At 55.1% G+C, this 16,882-nt stretch carries 17 protein-coding genes; 4 read left to right on the top strand and 13 right to left on the bottom strand.

The window, feature by feature from the left end:
* Positions 1 to 110: 110 nt before the first annotated feature.
* Together ACM6IK_RS28865 and ACM6IK_RS28860 are read right to left on the bottom strand one after the other, a co-directional pair.
* Positions 111 to 1,154 (bottom strand): phage portal protein, encoded by a 1,044-nt coding sequence (locus tag ACM6IK_RS28865; protein WP_414877003.1) that lies wholly within the window; start codon positions 1,152 to 1,154, stop codon positions 111 to 113.
* Positions 1,154 to 2,857, bottom strand: a complete 1,704-nt coding sequence (locus tag ACM6IK_RS28860; protein WP_414877036.1) for a terminase ATPase subunit family protein — start codon at positions 2,855 to 2,857, stop codon at positions 1,154 to 1,156. The genes ACM6IK_RS28865 and ACM6IK_RS28860 overlap by 1 nt, the downstream gene beginning before the upstream one ends.
* Here ACM6IK_RS28860 and xerC point away from each other — a divergent pair.
* The 3 genes from xerC to ACM6IK_RS28845 all read left to right on the top strand — a co-directional run bounded on the left by xerC (position 2,846) and on the right by ACM6IK_RS28845 (position 5,365).
* A complete protein-coding gene (xerC, locus tag ACM6IK_RS28855) occupies positions 2,846 to 3,802 on the top strand; it encodes a site-specific integrase (protein ID WP_414877035.1) in 957 nt (318 codons plus the stop codon). The two genes, ACM6IK_RS28860 and xerC, sit on opposite strands and share 12 nt — an antisense overlap.
* A gap of 74 nt (positions 3,803 to 3,876) precedes the next feature.
* Positions 3,877 to 4,473 carry a hypothetical protein gene (locus tag ACM6IK_RS28850; protein WP_414877002.1) on the top strand — a complete coding sequence of 199 codons (597 nt, stop codon included), beginning with the start codon at positions 3,877 to 3,879 and terminating at the stop codon, positions 4,471 to 4,473.
* Positions 4,474 to 4,549: 76 nt separating this feature from the next.
* A complete protein-coding gene (locus ACM6IK_RS28845) occupies positions 4,550 to 5,365 on the top strand; it encodes a hypothetical protein (RefSeq protein ID WP_414877001.1) in 816 nt (271 codons plus the stop codon).
* Between the two features lie 355 nt (positions 5,366 to 5,720).
* On the opposite strand, the gene ACM6IK_RS28840 is transcribed toward ACM6IK_RS28845, so the two are convergent.
* The 11 genes from ACM6IK_RS28840 to ACM6IK_RS28790 form a co-directional block, all read right to left on the bottom strand.
* Positions 5,721 to 6,362: a BRCT domain-containing protein gene (locus ACM6IK_RS28840; protein ID WP_414877000.1), complete on the bottom strand. Its 642-nt coding sequence runs from the start codon at positions 6,360 to 6,362 to the stop codon at positions 5,721 to 5,723.
* Positions 6,363 to 6,567: 205 nt separating this feature from the next.
* A complete protein-coding gene (locus tag ACM6IK_RS28835; protein ID WP_414876999.1) occupies positions 6,568 to 7,065 on the bottom strand; it encodes a class I SAM-dependent methyltransferase in 498 nt (165 codons plus the stop codon).
* Between the two features lie 118 nt (positions 7,066 to 7,183).
* Positions 7,184 to 8,350, bottom strand: a complete 1,167-nt coding sequence (gene hxsC, locus ACM6IK_RS28830; protein WP_027605111.1) for a His-Xaa-Ser system radical SAM maturase HxsC — start codon at positions 8,348 to 8,350, stop codon at positions 7,184 to 7,186.
* A complete protein-coding gene (gene hxsB / locus ACM6IK_RS28825; protein WP_027605112.1) occupies positions 8,344 to 9,801 on the bottom strand; it encodes a His-Xaa-Ser system radical SAM maturase HxsB in 1,458 nt (485 codons plus the stop codon). Before hxsB ends, hxsC begins: the two co-directional genes overlap by 7 nt.
* Positions 9,794 to 10,096 carry a His-Xaa-Ser system protein HxsD gene (gene hxsD, locus ACM6IK_RS28820; protein WP_027605113.1) on the bottom strand — a complete coding sequence of 101 codons (303 nt, stop codon included), beginning with the start codon at positions 10,094 to 10,096 and terminating at the stop codon, positions 9,794 to 9,796. Before hxsD ends, hxsB begins: the two co-directional genes overlap by 8 nt.
* Positions 10,096 to 10,380 carry a His-Xaa-Ser repeat protein HxsA2 gene (hxsA2, locus tag ACM6IK_RS28815; protein ID WP_223457899.1) on the bottom strand — a complete coding sequence of 95 codons (285 nt, stop codon included), beginning with the start codon at positions 10,378 to 10,380 and terminating at the stop codon, positions 10,096 to 10,098. The genes hxsD and hxsA2 overlap by 1 nt, the downstream gene beginning before the upstream one ends.
* 641 nt (positions 10,381 to 11,021) lie before the next feature.
* Positions 11,022 to 11,732, bottom strand: a complete 711-nt coding sequence (locus ACM6IK_RS28810; protein WP_414876998.1) for an SDR family NAD(P)-dependent oxidoreductase — start codon at positions 11,730 to 11,732, stop codon at positions 11,022 to 11,024.
* Positions 11,733 to 11,775: 43 nt separating this feature from the next.
* Complete coding sequence (locus tag ACM6IK_RS28805; protein WP_414876997.1) at positions 11,776 to 12,432, bottom strand: DsbA family oxidoreductase; 657 nt, start codon at positions 12,430 to 12,432, stop codon at positions 11,776 to 11,778.
* On the bottom strand, positions 12,429 to 12,650 hold the full coding sequence (locus ACM6IK_RS28800; RefSeq protein ID WP_007972813.1) for a tautomerase family protein: 222 nt from the start codon (positions 12,648 to 12,650) through the stop codon (positions 12,429 to 12,431). The genes ACM6IK_RS28805 and ACM6IK_RS28800 overlap by 4 nt, the downstream gene beginning before the upstream one ends.
* Positions 12,651 to 12,916: 266 nt before the next feature.
* Complete coding sequence (locus ACM6IK_RS28795; RefSeq protein ID WP_414876996.1) at positions 12,917 to 13,207, bottom strand: hypothetical protein; 291 nt, start codon at positions 13,205 to 13,207, stop codon at positions 12,917 to 12,919.
* A gap of 251 nt (positions 13,208 to 13,458) precedes the next feature.
* Positions 13,459 to 14,523, bottom strand: coding sequence for a S8 family peptidase (locus tag ACM6IK_RS28790; RefSeq protein ID WP_414876995.1), 1,065 nt, complete (start codon positions 14,521 to 14,523; stop codon positions 13,459 to 13,461).
* Positions 14,524 to 14,791: 268 nt separating this feature from the next.
* On the opposite strand from ACM6IK_RS28790, the gene ACM6IK_RS28785 reads away from it, so the two are divergent.
* Entirely contained in the window at positions 14,792 to 16,726 is a 1,935-nt protein-coding gene (locus ACM6IK_RS28785; RefSeq protein WP_414876994.1) for an ATP-dependent DNA helicase RecQ, read from the top strand.
* The last annotated feature ends 156 nt before the right edge of the window (positions 16,727 to 16,882 follow it).

Genomic DNA, 16,882 nt, shown 5'->3' with positions numbered 1-16,882 from the left:
CTGCGCAGAGGGGCGAGGCCTCGGTTGGATCACTCGGCTAGCTCGAGCGTTTCGACGTCGGGCTGGTGTTGACGCACCAGCCCGTCGCCTCGTTCACTGCGCCGGGGGTTTCACCCTTGCGCCGGTACCTCATATGGCCGGAAGCTCACCACCTCCTCTCCCAGCCAATCATTGATCTGCAGCAGCCTGGCTTGCTCCGGCTCCAGCTCGTTGACAGCCCAAACCTGAGCCGCATCGCGGATCGATCCAAACCCCCCAGCGTTTTGCGGAACCACGCCCATCAGCTGTGGTGGAATCCGCAGCATGGCGAGCTGATCGTCGCGGCTGATGTTCTTGATCGCACCGAAGTCATCCTTGGCCGCCACCTCGCTAATCGGGATCAGCTGCAGGCCGTCCTTCTTGCCACCAGGTGCGTACATGAATAGGTTGCGGAAGTTGCCCGGGCCTTTGCTGTTCTTCATCGCCGTTCGTAAATCGGTGACGAAGTCCTCATTCTGGGCGGCGTCGGTCATGTACATGATGAAGCCCGCATGGCTGCCATTCTGGTAATACTTGCGACGGAACAGCGTGGCGCTCTCATTGAGCAACGCGCTCTGCAAAGCCGGGAGCCATTCGGGTAGCCCGTAGATTTCCTGGTTGATGTCCGCCACCCGCAGATGGCACACACTTCCTGGCTTGAATTCGTGCTCGTCCTTCCAGCCCTGCACCTGGTAGTAAGTGTCCAGGTCAACGCCTCGGCGGATGTACTTCGCCAGACAGGGCTTCAAGCCAATGGCCTGCCGGAGCATGTTGTCGCGCTTCTCCAGGTAGAGGTTTCCCGACCAGCCCCAATCCATGACGATCTGCTCGAAGGCCTGGCGGCTCAGCAATCGGTGCGGAATGAACGTGCGTGCCAAGGCGTTGCGCTTGAAGATCAGGCCCGACTGCAGATACACGCTCGCTTTCGAGGACTTCGCCAAGCCATCCAGCGAAACCGGTGGCTCGTACCAGCGGCCGTTGGACCAGCACTCCAGGTAGTCGAGAATCTCCCTGCCATCGAGCACCGGTACCGGATCGCCGAAGGTGAATGCCATCGACTGGCCGCCCCCGGCTTTGACCAGGAGTTCACCTTCGGTTGGTTGCGACGTGGTCGGCTGTTCCTGGGGGCTGCTCATCAGAAAATCTCCATGAAGCCGGTGTTGGCCACGGTCTGGCCCTCCAGCGGCTCGTTGTGCAAGGCGTGAAAGAGCGCCCACGCCAGATCGGCGTGGCCGGTGTTGTCAGTTCGGCCGGCGGTGTAGGTGAACTGACGCCCGCCGGCGGTGACGGTCTTGCGGATGGCCATCAGCGACTGGGCCAGGTCTGTCCAACCGGCATCAAACTCCAGCCGCCCCTTGCTGATCACGTCCCAAGCCTTCATCACCAGACGGGTCTTGACCTCGGGGCTGTAGGAGAACGTCCGCAACGCGGGGAAGAATTGGCGCACCAGCTGCGCCACGGCGCTGCCGAGGCCGGTGGTGTCGATACCGATGTAGGTGACCCAATAGCGGCGCGTGACTTGGCGAATCGTCTCCGCCTGAGCGGCGAAGTCCATCCCACGGAACTGGTGCCGCTCCAGCACGCGGAACTTGCCACCTGGTACCAATGGCGGCGCAACCACGATCAGGCCGGCGGTGTCACCCGACTCTGCCGGGTCATACCCAACCCAGACCTGCCGGTCAGCGAAGGGCCTGGCAGCAAAGGGCTGGTAGTCCGTCCAGATCGACCAACTGTCGACCATGCACGGCTGCAGCATATTCAGAGGGAAGATGCTCGCGCCGTCGTCGACAAACTGACACATCAGCAGATTCTGGAACGCCGCCGCGTCGTACTCGAGCCGCAGCTCGTCGATATCGAACAGGTCGCAGCCCCGTTCCTCTGCGTCCAGGATGGTGACGATCTGACGCCAGATCCGGTCGTCACAGAGCTTGCCCTGCTGCAGCGCATCGTGGCTGACATCCAGTTTCAGTTGCTGGGCGGTCGGCTTGCCCTTATTGAAGCGCTCCCCGGTCCAGAAGGTATAGGCCTCATGCGCCATCGAACTTGGCGTCGAGAAGTACGTCCGGCGGTATTGCTTCTGCATCGCCATGCCGGAGGCGACCTTGTTCAGCTCGTTGAACTTGAAGGTCCAGAAGAATTCGTCGAAGTAGAAGTTGCCGTGATAGCCCTGGGCGGTCCGGGCGTTGGTACCGAGGAAATGCAGCTCGGCGCCGTTCGGCAGAATGATCGGGTCACCGGTGAGATCAACCTCCACCACTTCTCGGGCGAAGGCTTGGATGTAGGCCTTGAAAATGTGGGCCTGCGCCTTGCTGGCTGACAGGAAGATCTGGTTGCGACCGGTGGTCAGCGCATCGATCAACGCCTCCCGGGCGAAGTAGTAGGTCGCGCCGATCTGACGGCTTTTCAGAATAGCTCGGGTACGCTGATTGCCCGCGCGGTACCAGTCCTTCTGGTAATCAAAGCAACCATCAAGAAACGCCTCGATCAACTTCTCGACCGCTTCCTCTGGGATGTCGTTGCGCTTGGGCTTACGCTTCTCCCCGGCGTTTCGCTTGGCCAGTTCAGGGTTGAGGTCTGTCTCGGTACCGCCGTCCTGGTAGCGCTGAATTCTGGACTGCCGCTCCAATTGCCGGTGGAGCAGGTCGATTTCCTTGTAGTCCGAACCGGACTTGGGGTCTTTGAGGATCAGTTGCACCAGACGGGCCTCAGTGGCTGCCTGGATACGCTCGAGCGGTGTAGCCCGATCCCATTCGTCGCGAGCTTTCCAACTGTGAAGGGTCTTTTCCTTCTCGCCGATCAGCTCAGCAATCTCGCACACACGGTATCCCTGCCAATACAGGTGCTTGGCATTGACCGGGACTGCCTGCGTTACCTATGCGAACAGTTCCACAAGAGCGACCAGTTCAAGATCCTAAAACCCAAGACCCAGGCAGACTACGAGTACTCACGAAATGTACTGCTGAAATTTCCCACCAAACTGAAAAAACCGCTCGGGGAACTGGCAGTACGCAAATTCACCGCGCCGTTGGTGCAGCGGGTCATCGACCGAATCGCCGAAGCAGGAACGCCGTCAAAAGCTGCGCACGCTCTTCGCTATCTACGCCGAATAATGCAGTGGGGGAAAAATCGTGGCTACGTCGAGACGAACCCTGCTCAGGGCATAGAAGCACCGAAAGAACGCAAGCAGCGCCGTCTCCCTGATACGACAGCCATGAAAGCGCTTATGAAATACGCCCTGCAACAGGGCCAGCTCACACGCGGCCAGCTCGGCGCGTGTGCGCCATACCTTTGGTATGTGATGGAAATCAGCTACCTGTGTCGTTTGCGTGGCATCGAGACGGTGACTCTGACCGACGCAAACGAAACCCCCGAAGGGATCTTGACCAATAGACGCAAAGGTAGCCGAGACAACATCGTTCGCTGGACACCACGCCTCCGCGCAGCCTGGGACAGCGCCAAGAAAACCCGCTCCGATATTTGGAACAAGAAGCGTGTTCCGGTGCCGATCGCCGCAGAACAGCGCCCGATCATCACAGCAGCCCATGGAGGTGCTTTGCAAAAATCCAGCCTAGATACTGCTTGGCAACGTTTCATCACCCAAGCAATTAAAGCTGAGATTATCACCGCCGATCAGCGCTTTGGGATGCATGACTTTAAACGCAGGGGAATCACCGATACCGTCGGGAACAGAGCCGATAAGCAGGAAGCATCGGGTCACCGCGACGAAGCGATGATGGATATCTATGACCTTAGCGTACCAATCGTAAATCCCTCAGCCGATTAATCTATGCACACCAAAAAGCCTGACACAGTGCAGAATACGAGCCATTAGAGTTCAGAAAAAAAGGATCTTTAGTGATGATGGAAGTGGTATTGAGCGGATTGGTGGGAACCATAATAGGCGCAGCAATTAGTGCCATCGGGGGGGAAGACTTTCGCCGCTATAGGGACCGTCAATCTGTCGCAGGAGCACTGGCAGGAGAGCTTGATTCAATACTGAAATCCATACCAGAGTTACACATAGGACTAAAAGGAATGCTCTCCATCGTCAGAGAGGGTGGCCAACTGCCCTTTCCCGAGTTTCCACAATCCTCAAACCCCATATTTGACGCTAACACCGCAAAAATCGGTTTACTTAAGCCAGATTTAGCGCGGGATGTCGCATACGTTTACGGGCAGATAACAGCATTCCAAACATCGTTTCACTCGCTTTCAAAGCATCACCAGGACATGCCCCCGGAGTGGGTTAGTGCGATGATCGAACGGTGCATAGGAATGATCGACGACAACCTAGCGATGGCAAAATTACTGGTTGCAAATCTGACTGGTGAGGCAGCAGCAGAAAATCTCACCATGTTTAAAGCTTGGGGCCTTGGAGCTATAACCTTTGCCGGCCTCGGTTGTCTGTTCGCCGCAATTTACTGCGCATGGTCTGTTTCCTGTTTTTCTCATTAACACGTGTAGAGGAGAAACTGACTGGAGTCCCCCCGCCGAAAAGCACCCCACCGTAACCGTAGAATTTGAATAGGACATGCTGGTGAAAGAATCAAACCCCTCCGACTTCAAAACTCCGCCAGGCTCGACTGAGGATTTCTTAGCCAGTTTTCAGTCAGTTGCGATTCAGAACGAAATAGCAACAATCGACCAGGCTTCGGTATGGCACGAACTGATGAGCGCAATTGCCGCTGACCTTTCGAGATGCTGCGATTACGCGAGCGGACACATCGTAAAAGTTGAAGATCCATCGGCTCTACTCCTGTTCTTGACAGCTAATAGCCATTTTTTGGCTTCAGCGCGCCTGGCGGCCTCGGGGCAGTGCTTGTCCGCATTTTCAACTAGTCGGGCAACAATGGAGTCAGCATTGTATGGCTGGTATCTGGCGGTAACTCCGGACGCAGCTAAGCGCTGGCACGATAAACCTACAGAGCCAACTGAGCGGAGAAAGTGGGGTAGGGAATTCCAATTTTCATCGATTAATTCAGTGTTTTCGGAAACATTCGAAGGCCCTGCCAAATGGGCGAAGCACCTTCATCAAACATCAATCGATTTTGGTGCACATCCAAACAAACAGGCGCTCTACTCAAATTTGGCTAATTCCGACTGCGCAGATGGTAGCTCCGTCCTTCGATGGAACGTCCTCCACCCATGGGGCACCCTTGCCGTGATGACAGCAAAATTCGTGATTGAAACGGGGATTTTTGCTGTCGGCGTTTTCGGTCGAACGTTCCCTGACGCAGATAAGGCTCATGGGTTTGTGAACGCCGCAACCGGTCACGCACATACTTTGAAAGCGCGGGTTGCAGAGACCACCCTATTCGATGAGGACGGCTCAGGCGTGGAGCAATGACGTAAGTTCCTGGGCAAAAAAACCTACGTAAATCAAACGCATGGCCCCGCGCCATACAAGGCTTGCAGCGGGCCGCCTACGTAAAATGAATTGGCGCAACGCTCTGATTTATAAGTAAAGTTGCCCTTACTTGTAATCAGTAGGTCCCGGGTTCGATTCCTGGTGCCGGCACCATACAAAACGAAGCCCTCGTAGAAATACGAGGGCTTTGTTGTTTCTGGAGCGTCCACTTTTTTGTCCACACACCGGAATCTGTGGGAGCGAGCCTGCTCGCGATGAGGCCGTCAAACCCACCGACGATCTGCGGGCCAAGACAAAAGGGTGCCTTTCCCAAAACACCAACAACGAAGCAACCTCAACCAAACAGCATCTTTTGCCAATGATCCTCACCCACAATGGCAATCGAAGCTCCCGCCTCACGCAACTCCACTGCCTTCATGATCTTCGTTCCATAAGTACTGTGGCGCCACTGCTCATTACCCACGCTACCAACCACCAGGTAATGCACCTTCTTACTCACACTGCCCCCAATCAAACCACCTCGTTCTTCGACCAGCGCCTGACAATCCTTACGCGGCCCAAAGGCCATGACACCAGTAAATACAAACATCCGGCCGTCCCACACCAAATCAGGGATCGGTGAATTGAAAGGAAGGTCCGTAGGAGTAACAGCAACAGCACCGCCAACCTTTGGTCTCTCAATGCCCACTCCAGAAAAACCACGCAGAATGTTAAGCAGCTCCAGGGACTCATCCATGTCTAGAGCATTGTCCTGAAGCATGCACGCCAAACGCGAATACAGCAGATTGATCACCGGATCGTTCAGATGCGCGATATTGTTTTCCAACCATTGCTTTAGAAAAACCGCTTCCGTGATGTTCACAACACTGTCAGCCGTAATCCCAGCGGCCAACCCGACCAAGGCATCGGCGGCACGTCGATCGATTCGGGCGCGGTTGAAGAATTTGCTACTCTCAAACTCGTGGTGTAGATCCATTACGGGTTTTCCTTGAGGTGGGTACTAGCTCGATACCGAAGCATTAGCAAGCAAGTAGATGTTGTGTTCAAAGCTAGCACCACTGCGCGCAGACACCCCATTTTTAATCAGGAAAATAGATCCGTCCCCTTTCGTCCCCTTTCCTGCTCAGTCAATCCTCGGCGTTTTCACACAGTCTGAATCCGAAGCCAACGATCAGACGCGCCTATAAAGCTACGAGCGATTCATGTTTTTTCTGGGCAACCACTTTCACGGTGGCATTTTTTTTATCAGGACCTACAGGTCGCTCTAAGTAATGCTTGATAATAAACTGTTTTTCTAAAAGCCTTTTCACTTCTCCGGAAAGACTCAGCTCTCGCCAGTTTTCGCCATTGCCAGCAATGCTTTCATAAATAAAAAAACCGTCCGGCTGGATTACATCAATCAAATTAGCAATTAAATTTTCATGATATAAATGAACAACTATGACAGCTGAGAATGCATTATTTAAAAACGGCAGCAATTGCCTACAATCTAGGATCACCGGGTGTATGTTTTTGCAACTTAAATACCATAAGTCGCTGAAACCTTTATAAGAAAAATCAGCGGCTATTACATTCGCAAAATGCCTTGATAATAAGATGGAATTACGACCATAGCCGCACCCCAAATCAAGAGCAAGAGACCCTTCAGGTAAATTCAGCCCTGATATCTCTCTCGCCAAAAAACTTGATGGCTCATTGGATATTGGCTTTTTATGTCGACTGTATTTTTCTATAATTATATTTACTCCGCAGCGCAATAAATTACAGAATAATCTTGATGCTGACCTTTAACGTAGATTAACAAAAAGGTATTAGGCTCTTACTGTAGCCATGCTTGATCCCTGACGAAAAAAATCCTCCGCAGTCCGACTTGCGAGTGCATACCTCGCACTCGGTGGCGTATTCATTCTTCCAGTCACTGATTGATTTGCGGTAATAGGGATAAATGTCTGAGTTCACTAGACAGAGTTGATGATTGTAGACCGAGATATGCATGCCATACTTGGCCAGAATGCCAACCGATTTGCTGAGCGTGTCTTTGTACTCGAATGGGTCGATCCACAGCTCATCAAGATTGGCTCTGGTAAAACCCATCATCTCAAGGCCCATCAGCGCGACATGGTCAACAAACAAAAGATTGCGTGCGATGAACTCACATAGTTCAGGAAGGCGTTGTATCGATAGCTTGTGAATGACGACTCGGATCTCAACCTTCTGGCCCAAGCGCTTCAAATTGAGAATGCCCTGAATGGTTTCATCGAACGCGCCTTGAGCCTGGACAATGTAGTCATGCAGAGTTGGATCGTCTGAATAGACAGGGATTCCGATCATAGCGTCGGGCAATTCAATCTGCGCATACCGTTCAGCGAACGCTGGGTCCTTGAAACTGCGCCCGTTCGAGAGTATATGAATCGCGGTTCTTGGAAGATAACTTTTTGTCAGGTTGATAATATTAAGGAAACGCTCCCGGCTGGTCGTCGGCTCGCCTCCGGTAAACACCAGCTCGCGGGTATCTTTTGGAATCAGCGGAATCAGGCTCTCGATTTCGTCGAGTATCCATGAGTCATCAGCGGCTTTCGGCGGTTGGGAACACATGAGGCAGTAATGATTACACTGCTCTGTGACCAGGATACTGTTGTGGGGCGACGATGCACGAAACAACACTCGGATGCTCTGACGATCCGCTGAAAGCCGGATAACGTCGCCATCACCGATATAGCTGTAGTCATTCGGCAGAATTGAAAAATCAGAGTTCAAAGGGAGCGCATCAACCAGATACCGATGTTTCTCAACCAGCAGATAGTGCGCGAATCCTTGGGGGATCTGGTTATCGGAAACCAGGTAGGCCATTTCTCGTCGCAAAACTTCAGGCAAATTCCGACTGGTTGATACTTTGGCCAAGGCGATGGTCTTATCAACATCAACCGCATGTATTCGGATAATCTTTCCGCCGAGCTTCAGCATCGGTTGGCCCACCCCATAAAAATCCGTTTCGTTTGCTCATCGCTTCCCATCAGTTCTATGAGGTGTTTGAAGATCGACATATTCCGTTTGCAGAAAGCAGACTCAGGCTTTCTTGCCACCACATCCTTGTGTATTGCGTGATGGTAGACAGGCTCAGCGCCACAGTAAGGTTCGAATGCACAGTCAGAACACATGGGGGCACTTAAAGTGAAGGAGTTTTCCAGTGCATCCAGAAGCTGATCCGAGAGGATGATCTCCTCATATGAATGCTCAAGAATGCTCCCCAACCGGAACGTATGATCACCCATTTCGGCAAGCATACGGCTTTCATCTGAGGCGTAGACCGATCCGTCATAGTTGAACACGATGGCTGCGATACCAGCACCGGCAGGGTTCATTAAATCAACAAACCCGGGGTCCCCTGATGTCAGCATTTTTGTCAGCACGATCGCGGAATACTGCTCAACAAATCGTATGCCCGACTTGTTTAGCTCAATGATGTACTCAAGACCTTCCTTGTAAAATTCCAGCCAGCGCTCCGTGTCATACGACATGAATTTCTTGGTCTTGATAGCAAAGCCGTAAGGGGAAAGCGTGCGCAGGAAGATGCCATCAAAGCCTAGGCGCAAGTATTCATCAATGATCTCACGTGCTCGTGGCAGGCTCTTATCTGTGGTTGTCATCAGGGCTGACACTTGGTCATAGCCGAGGGCCGCACGGGCTTTCTTCAAGCCTTCCTCGAAACGCTGGTGACTATCTCGACCTGGGCGTGGGCGATTTGCATTATGCAAATCCATTGGCCCATCGAGAGAAGATGAAAGCACGATGTTGTGCTGCTTACAGAAATCGAGCATGTCATCCGTCAGTAACGATAAAGTAGTCGCAATGACGAACCGCAGGTCACGTCCTTCCTTGAGGTTACGTTTTTTTGCCTCAAGAACGACGTACTTCACCATCTCGAAGTTCAGCAGCGGCTCGCCCCCCTGAAATTCAATTTTGATGGCCGAATTCGGAGATCTGAAAACGAAATCTAACGACTTGTCTGCCATCTCCGTGGTCATGTCGAATTCGCCTTTGTTCTCCGACTGTCTCGATACCTGGCAATATGGGCAGCTATGGTCGCAGCGAAGGGTCACAACAAAGATATGTAGACTGGTGAACTGGGCCAGTCTGGACAAGCGCGTGCGAATCTTGAGAGCCAGAAGCTGAAGTGGCGCCTGCTCGTTGGTGAAGCGAATGAACTGTTTGGACCGCAGCGTAGCGATCAGTTCTGATGAAAGTGCAAGCGACTTGCTTATGATCGGCTCAAGCATCGGTGCCGGTATGACGTGAAACTCGCCTACCATGTTGGTGATGACGTACTCATCGTCATTCAGGCGGTCAAACTTGAAGGGCAGCAACTCATAGGTGTGTTGCTGCGCGTAGAACTCCAGCTTCTGGAATTTACTCACTAGTCAGCCCGGTTTTTGAAAAAGCCAGCCCAAGGATCAGGTTCTTGATCGGCTGCGTCTCAGCATTCAGCTGGTGGCGCAGTTGGTAGTCGAGTACGTCCTTCTTGAACTCTTGAACGGCAGTCAGAAAGGAAGTCTCGTCAACACCAATGTTCGAGGATAAGGCACAGAAAAATTGCCCCCCTGTTGATGTGATATCAACCGTCAGCGAATTGATTGAGCGATAAGCGGCTTTTTGCAGAACCTGCGCGTCATAAAGCCGCTCGTCAAAGACAAGCATATCCGAGAGTGCCATCAGGAGCCCGAGGTATGGGAGGCATGAGAAACGTGAGAGGCGTGAGAGCTGTGAGAACTGTGGTAAGCCATCATCTGACCTTGGTCCCCGCGTTTGAGAACAAAGGTGAATTGATCATTGCCACTGCGTACCAAAAGGTTTTCGCCTTGGGCATCGGCCTGGAGCGTGTTCGTGGCGTCGGTACTGGGCTCGACAACCTCATGGGTAGCTATCGCTGAAGCTTGTTCTGTGACAATGGCTGCGGCCAGAGTAGCCAGAGGAAGCAGAAAAGGACGCTTTTTCATTATGAGATATCCCTATCGCTGATGGGGTTATTTTTGAGTTTCGGCGCGTTTCTCTATGATGTCAATGTGCAATCGATTGATGCAGCCTTTTTCCGATATCAGGCATCCTCGAAGGCTAGCAGCGTATGGCTTCTTCCGCTGGATTTATGCCTTAAGCACCTCCTTGAGTTCTTCAGCGAGCTTCCCGACAGATAATGCAGAGCCATAAATTCCAGGCGACATTGGGCGAGGAATACTTTTCTGCCGTGGAAACCGAAGCCGACTTTTTCAACACAATCGGCCGTCTGCTGCCTGTCGCCACGGGTAGGTTCTGGAAGACTCCTGCCTATTTTTAACGGAGGGGATGATCGACAACGTTCGATCTCAGGAGGTTTACCATTCCGTATGCGGCTCTGAATGGTTTACTTGCAGACCGACAGCGTGGTGACATCTTAAAAGTCCCGAGTTCGATTCCACCGAACACCATAACCAGCTGATTTATTAATAGTTACTAGTTGGGGTACGCCGAATTTTCCACCGAAATCCAGACGCCCGGAAAACCTAGCCCCGTCGGTCACTACCGTTCGTCTGGTGCCCATACAAAACAAAGCCCCTACAGCAATGCAGGGGCTTTGTTGTTTCCGAGCTTTAAAAAAGCGCTTTCAGTGCCCCGCGCTCTGACCACCATCCACATGCAGGATTTCGCCGGTAACGAACTTCGCGCCATCCAGATACACCACCGCTTGCGCAATATCATCGATCTCCCCCATGCGCCCGACCGGGTGCAGGTTGCCCAGTGCGGCGTGGGTTTCTTCGCCGTGCATCGGGGTCTTGATAATGCCCGGGCTGACTGCGTTCACCCGAATCCCGCGCTTGGCGTATTCGATGGCCAGGGATTTGGTTGCTGCGTTGAGGCCGCCCTTGGTCAGCGATGCCAACACTGATGGCACTCCGTCGATGGCGTGGTCCACCAGGCTGGTGGTGATGTTGACGACGTGGCCACTGCCCTGCTTTTCCATCTCGGCGATGGCGAGTTGGGTGATGTAGAAGAAGCCATTGAGGTTCACCGACAGCACATTGGCGTAGTCTTCTGTGGTGTATGCGGTGAACGGTTTGGCGATGAAGATCCCGGCGTTGTTGACCAGGGTGTCGATGCGACCGAAACGGGAAATCGCTTCACGGATGACGCGCTGGGCGGTTTCCGGCTCGCCGATGTCACCGGCCACGGTGTGAATGTCCGGATCGGTGGACGGTTTGATCGAGCGTGATGTGGCGACGATCCGGTAACCGAGCTCACGGAAGGCCTGGACCATGCCGTCGCCAAGACCTTGGGACGCGCCGGTGATTACGATGACTTTTTTCGAACTGCTCATGATGAAGACCTCTGACAATTAAAAGTGGGGTAGAAATCTGTAATCAGGCTTCGGCCGGGGCGTTCGCCATTTGTCGCAACATCTGTTCGTAGTACTCGACCGATTGCGAGCCGGACACCAGGTGTCGACCGTTCAGCACCATGGCCGGGACCGAATTGATGCCGTGCTGCCGGTAGTACGCTTCAAGCTCTCGCACCTCATCGGCGAACGCGCCGGACGCCAGCACCTCTTGCGCACTTGCCTCATCCAGCCCCGCTTCGGTCGCTAGACGCACCAGCGCCTGGTGATCGCTCGGGTTCTGGCCTTCGCTGAAATAGCCCCGTAGCAGCGCCCTCTTCAGCTCGACTTGCCGGCCTTCCTGCAACGCCCACAGCAACAAACGGTGCGCATCGAAGGTGTTGTAGAAGTGCGTGCGCTTCTCCAGATCGAACTTGAAGCCGATGGCCTCGCCGCGTGCGATTTGCATGGCCTTGCCGGCGGCGATGTCGTCGGCCGTTCTCCCGTACTTGCGCATCAGGTGCTCGACCGCTTGCTCACCTTCGGCCGGCATGTCCGGGTTCAACTCGAACGGCTTGTAGGTCAGCTCGACCGAGACCTCCCCGGCCAGGTTCTCGATCGCCAGGTCCAGCGCCGTCGCCCCCAATGCGCACCAGGGGCACACCACATCGGAGATGAAATCGATGGTGACGGAGGGCGTCATGATTTCCCCTCTGCCTCGGCCAGTTGCTTGCGGTACTGGGTGGTGGTGATGCCCGCGTAACCCCAGTTATCGGTATCGACTTCCTCGATCACGATGTGGGTCAGGTCAGGGCGTTTATTGAGGACGCGCTCCAGTGTTTCAGTGATTTCGGCAATCACCTGAGCTTTCTGCTCAGTGGTAACGCCATCGCGGGTGATGCGTACGGTTACGAAAGGCATGAGGGAAACTCCAGTGACCTTCCCGTCGGGATGATGGGAGAGGCGTTGGAGGTGAATGTAGGGGGTTGGCGGGAGGGGATAAAGGTGGGGGCGGGAACTTCATTCGTTACGTGGTGTAATTAGTGCTGCAGGACTCCCGGCTCGCCCGAAGGCGTCCCGCACACAGCCGCCATGACAATGCACTGCGAGAGCATAAATATCCGCGCTGCACCGCGTTATCGTTTTTCGCTGGCAAGCCAGCTCCTACAAGGGATTGTGGTGGTGCTTCAGCCGCTGAGTTTCGGCAAGCGTTGCCGGGCGATGTCGAGCATGTCGTTGCCGTCCTGGGTTAGCAGGTACAGGGCGCTGATGATCTTGGGGATGTCACTCGCTTCGGCCTGTTTGAAACACGTGCAATAAAGCGTTTCGAGCAGGTCGCTGGCGGCGCGGATGCGTTGTCGGGCGGCGTCGAGGATCTCGACGGGATCGGCCTCGGTATCGATGACCAGCACCGGGGTTTCGCTGTAGCTGGATTTAAGCGACTGATAGCGTTCAGTAGATGTCTTTAGCGAGGGCATTGATGTCTCAGTCCTGTAAGAGATCGGAGGTGATCCGGCAGGCCGCCACAGTGTTTCAGCCGCGCTAAAACTATGAAGAGTGTGGCGAAGCAGAGCAATACAGCCGCAATGGACAGGTTCTGTAGGGCGTTTACTGCCCGGGGAGGAATGCTCCTACGCTCCCCCCCGGGTTTTATCGAGGAATGCTTCTACAGGAGATGATTCCTACAAAGCTGCGCAGAAAGATATGTAGGGTGCTCGATGGGCCGGACTCAATCGACTGCCGGTGCGGGAGGACGTCGCGACGCCGCATCAAGGTCGAGCAATCCTCGGCCGTAGGCTTCACTGTTGGCGTAGAGGCCGGTCCGGTTTGCGGTTTCAAGCAAGTGGTTGCGCACTTGCTGTGCACTCATTTCGGGGTACAGGCTCTGGACTGCCGCCAACGCGCCACTGACCAATGCGGCGGCGGGGGACGTACCGGCAGTCTGGACGTATTTGCCGTCCTTGCCAGTGGTCAGCAATCCCTGGTCTGCGCCTGAGTCCCCACCAGGGACAGCGATGCACCAGCCTGCTGCGACACCACAATAATTAGATTTGCCATTGATGGCACTGCCGTCGTTTTTCAATGCAACGACGGCGATCCAGCCCTTTTCCAACTCAGGGATGGCAAGGGGTAAACCCGGCTCTGCAAGCGGCTCTCGTTTGAGTTCATTACCGGTCGGAAACACAAATACCGCGCCTTGCTGAACCAGTTTTCGCGCGCTCGTCAGCGACTCGGGCATGATCTGTTTGTAACGTGCCTCGGTGATTTCCGTTGCTGGAATGGCATTGGCCCACGAGTTGTTGAATATGCGCGCACCGAGATCGAACCCGGCTTGCCAGGAGCGGGAAATTTCACTGTCGAAGAAGAAGGGTTCGTTGTCGTCACCGAAACGGTAGGGGATCAGTTGAGCGTTGAACGCAACGCCGTGCATACCCCGGTCGTCTTTGTTGGCGGCCAGAATGCCGGCCATTTGAGTGCCGTGGCCAACGCGATCATGGGTGCCGGGACGATTCTCGACATAGTCAAAGCCCGGGTCGCGGACCCTGCCTTGAAATTCTGGCAGTTCGGCGTTCAGGCCTGAGTCAATCAATGCGACGGGGACGCCTTGGCCGGTGCCGCCACGTGCGTACAGGCTTGATGCCTGGACGACCGCCAACCCCTTTTGAGCGTGATACTCGGCCGTTTCGAATGTGTCTGGTTTGATTCCGGGCTTTTCGGGCGTGGTCAGACATCCACTGAGCAGCAGCGGCACTGGCAGTAACAGAGCAAATGGAAAAACAATTCGTTGAAACATGGTCGGTCCTTCGGCAGGGGCCGCGCACATCAGACCTCCTGTTGTCATGAAGACTTCGCGCAGCGTTACGGGTGTGGGGGTGAACCATACCTGTGGGGGGAGACGGGGCGTCAGGTGGCAAAGTGCTCTGTGTGTTTCAATCTGTGGCGCCAGCAGGGCTGCGTTGAGGCTGTATCATCCCGTATCGTTTATGCCCCGACCTTTTCTCGATTCGCTGCGATCGCCGACTAGTCTTTTGGCTCTGCAGTGGTCAACGGAGTGACAGCTTATGCACAACACCCTGGAACAGGTTTTCGGTTATCCACAATTTCGACCCGGTCAGGAGACGGCCGTCAGTGCCGTGCTGGCCGGGCGTTCGGCGGCGGCGATTTTCCCCACCGGTTCCGGCAAATCCCTTTGCTACCAATTGCCGGCGCTGTTGCTGCCGCACCTGACGCTGGTGGTCTCGCCGTTGCTGGCGTTGATGCAGGATCAGCTGGCGTTCCTGCAACGCCACGGTATCTCGGCGGGCAGTATCGATTCGGCCCAGAGCCGCGACGACGCCAGCGACGTCATGGCTCGGGCTAAATCCGGCGAGCTGAAGATTTTGATGATCTCCGTGGAGCGCCTGAAGAACGAGCGCTTCCGGCATTTTTTGCAGCAAGTACCGATCTCGCTGTTGGTGGTGGACGAGGCACATTGCATTTCCGAATGGGGTCATAACTTTCGCCCGGACTACCTCAAGCTTCCCGATTATCAACGCCAGTTCAACATCCCGCAGGTGCTGCTGCTGACCGCAACGGCGACGCCCAAGGTCATCGCCGACATGCAGGCGAAATTCGCCATCGCCGCCGCCGACGTGGTGACCACCGGTTTCTATCGCCCGAACCTGAATTTGCTGGTGGAGCCGGTTCGCGGAGCGGACAAGCGCAGGCGCCTGGTCGAGTGGATGAGCCAGCGTCCGGACCAGCCGGGCATCGTCTATGTCACCTTGCAAAAAACCGCCGAGCACATCGCCGAACACCTGAACCGCAACGGCATTCAGGCCGAGGCTTATCACGCCGGGTTGCCCCATGAGCAACGGGAAGCGATCCAGCGTCGCTTCATGGGCGGGCAGTCCAATTGCATCGTCGCCACCATCGCTTTTGGCATGGGCATCGACAAGAGTGACATCCGCAACGTGGTGCATTTCGACCTGCCAAAATCCATCGAAAACTACAGCCAGGAAATCGGCCGCGCCGGGCGTGACGGGCAGCCGTCGGACTGCCTGGTGTTGGCCAACCGCGACAGCCTCAACGTGCTGGAGAATTTCGTCTACGGCGACACGCCCGAGCTGGATGGTATCCGTTGCGTGCTTGACGAGATGCATGCCGCCGCACCCGAAGGCCAGTGGGAGTTTCTGCTGGGACCGTTGGCCGATCAGAGCAATATTCGCCAGTTGCCGCTCAAGACCTTGCTGGTGCAACTCGAGTTGCGCGGGTTGATCGCCCCGCGTTACGCATACTACGCCGAGTACCGCTTCAAATATTTGCTGGAGCCCGAGGCGCTATTGGCGCGTTTCGAAGGCGAGCGCAGGGATTTTGTCGCTGCGATCATCCAGACTTCCAGCCGCGCCCGGACCTGGGCCACGGTGAATTTCGAGGCGTTGTACGAGCAGCACCAGGCCGAGCGCAGTCGGGTGGTCAAGGCGCTGGATTACTTCCAGGAGAAGGGCTGGGTGGAGCTCGAAAGCAAGCAGATGACCGAGGTCTACAGCGTGCTGCAAAGCGGGTTCGACAACGTCGCGCTGAGCGAGGAACTGCACGGCTATTTCACTCGGCATGAGCGCACCGAAGTCGCGCGGATTCACGCGATGCTGGATCTGTTCGCCACCGACCGTTGCCTGGGTTATCGCCTGGCCGAGTATTTCGGTGACCACAATGCACCGCAGCAATGCGGGCATTGTTCGGTGTGTCACGGGCAAGTGGCGCGGTTGCCCGCACCACCGGTGTTGCCAGCGCTTGTGGATAAAAATTTCGAGGTGCTGTGTGGCGATTTTATCCACAGGCACAAGCAGCACACGGGCAACGTGCCCTCGGCTGAACGCGTAACACGGTTTCTGTGCGGGATCAGCGTGCCGCTGTTCACCAAGCTCAAGGCGCGGTCGATTCCCGGGTTTGCGGCGCTGGAAGATTATCCGTATGCCGGGGTGCGGGAGTGGGCCGAGCAACATCTGGCAGGCTGAAACACGGTCAATGGGGGAGCGAGCCTGCTCGCGATGAGGCCGGAACATTCAACAGTGATGGTGACTGACATACCGCCATCGCGAGCAGGCTCGCTCCTACAAGGATCTCAGTGCCTGGCAGGGGCACATCCATCCGCTGAATGTTGCTCATCACAG

It is taken from the genome of Pseudomonas sp. IT-196MI5 (assembly GCF_949767415.1).
GTDB lineage: Bacteria > Pseudomonadota > Gammaproteobacteria > Pseudomonadales > Pseudomonadaceae > Aquipseudomonas.
The sequence above is the reverse complement of the archived record's forward strand: the minus strand, read 5'-3'. Positions and strand labels throughout refer to the sequence as shown.

Bases quoted from the DNA above. Each gene is read 5' to 3' on its own strand.
- ACM6IK_RS28840 (WP_414877000.1), bottom strand. From the start codon at position 6,362: ATGGATCTACACCACGAGTTTGAGAGTAGCAAATTCTTCAACCGCGCC.
- ACM6IK_RS28845 (WP_414877001.1), top strand. From the start codon at position 4,550: ATGCTGGTGAAAGAATCAAACCCCTCCGACTTCAAAACTCCGCCAGGC.
- ACM6IK_RS28795 (WP_414876996.1), bottom strand. From the start codon at position 13,207: ATGCCCTCGCTAAAGACATCTACTGAACGCTATCAGTCGCTTAAATCC.
- ACM6IK_RS28790 (WP_414876995.1), bottom strand. From the start codon at position 14,523: ATGTTTCAACGAATTGTTTTTCCATTTGCTCTGTTACTGCCAGTGCCG.
- ACM6IK_RS28785 (WP_414876994.1), top strand. From the start codon at position 14,792: ATGCACAACACCCTGGAACAGGTTTTCGGTTATCCACAATTTCGACCC.
- ACM6IK_RS28850 (WP_414877002.1), top strand. From the start codon at position 3,877: ATGATGGAAGTGGTATTGAGCGGATTGGTGGGAACCATAATAGGCGCA.
- ACM6IK_RS28800 (WP_007972813.1), bottom strand. From the start codon at position 12,650: ATGCCTTTCGTAACCGTACGCATCACCCGCGATGGCGTTACCACTGAG.
- hxsC (WP_027605111.1), bottom strand. From the start codon at position 8,350: ATGCTGAAGCTCGGCGGAAAGATTATCCGAATACATGCGGTTGATGTT.
- ACM6IK_RS28805 (WP_414876997.1), bottom strand. From the start codon at position 12,432: ATGACGCCCTCCGTCACCATCGATTTCATCTCCGATGTGGTGTGCCCC.
- ACM6IK_RS28865 (WP_414877003.1), bottom strand. From the start codon at position 1,154: ATGAGCAGCCCCCAGGAACAGCCGACCACGTCGCAACCAACCGAAGGT.
- hxsD (WP_027605113.1), bottom strand. From the start codon at position 10,096: ATGGCACTCTCGGATATGCTTGTCTTTGACGAGCGGCTTTATGACGCG.
- ACM6IK_RS28810 (WP_414876998.1), bottom strand. From the start codon at position 11,732: ATGAGCAGTTCGAAAAAAGTCATCGTAATCACCGGCGCGTCCCAAGGT.
- hxsA2 (WP_223457899.1), bottom strand. From the start codon at position 10,380: ATGAAAAAGCGTCCTTTTCTGCTTCCTCTGGCTACTCTGGCCGCAGCC.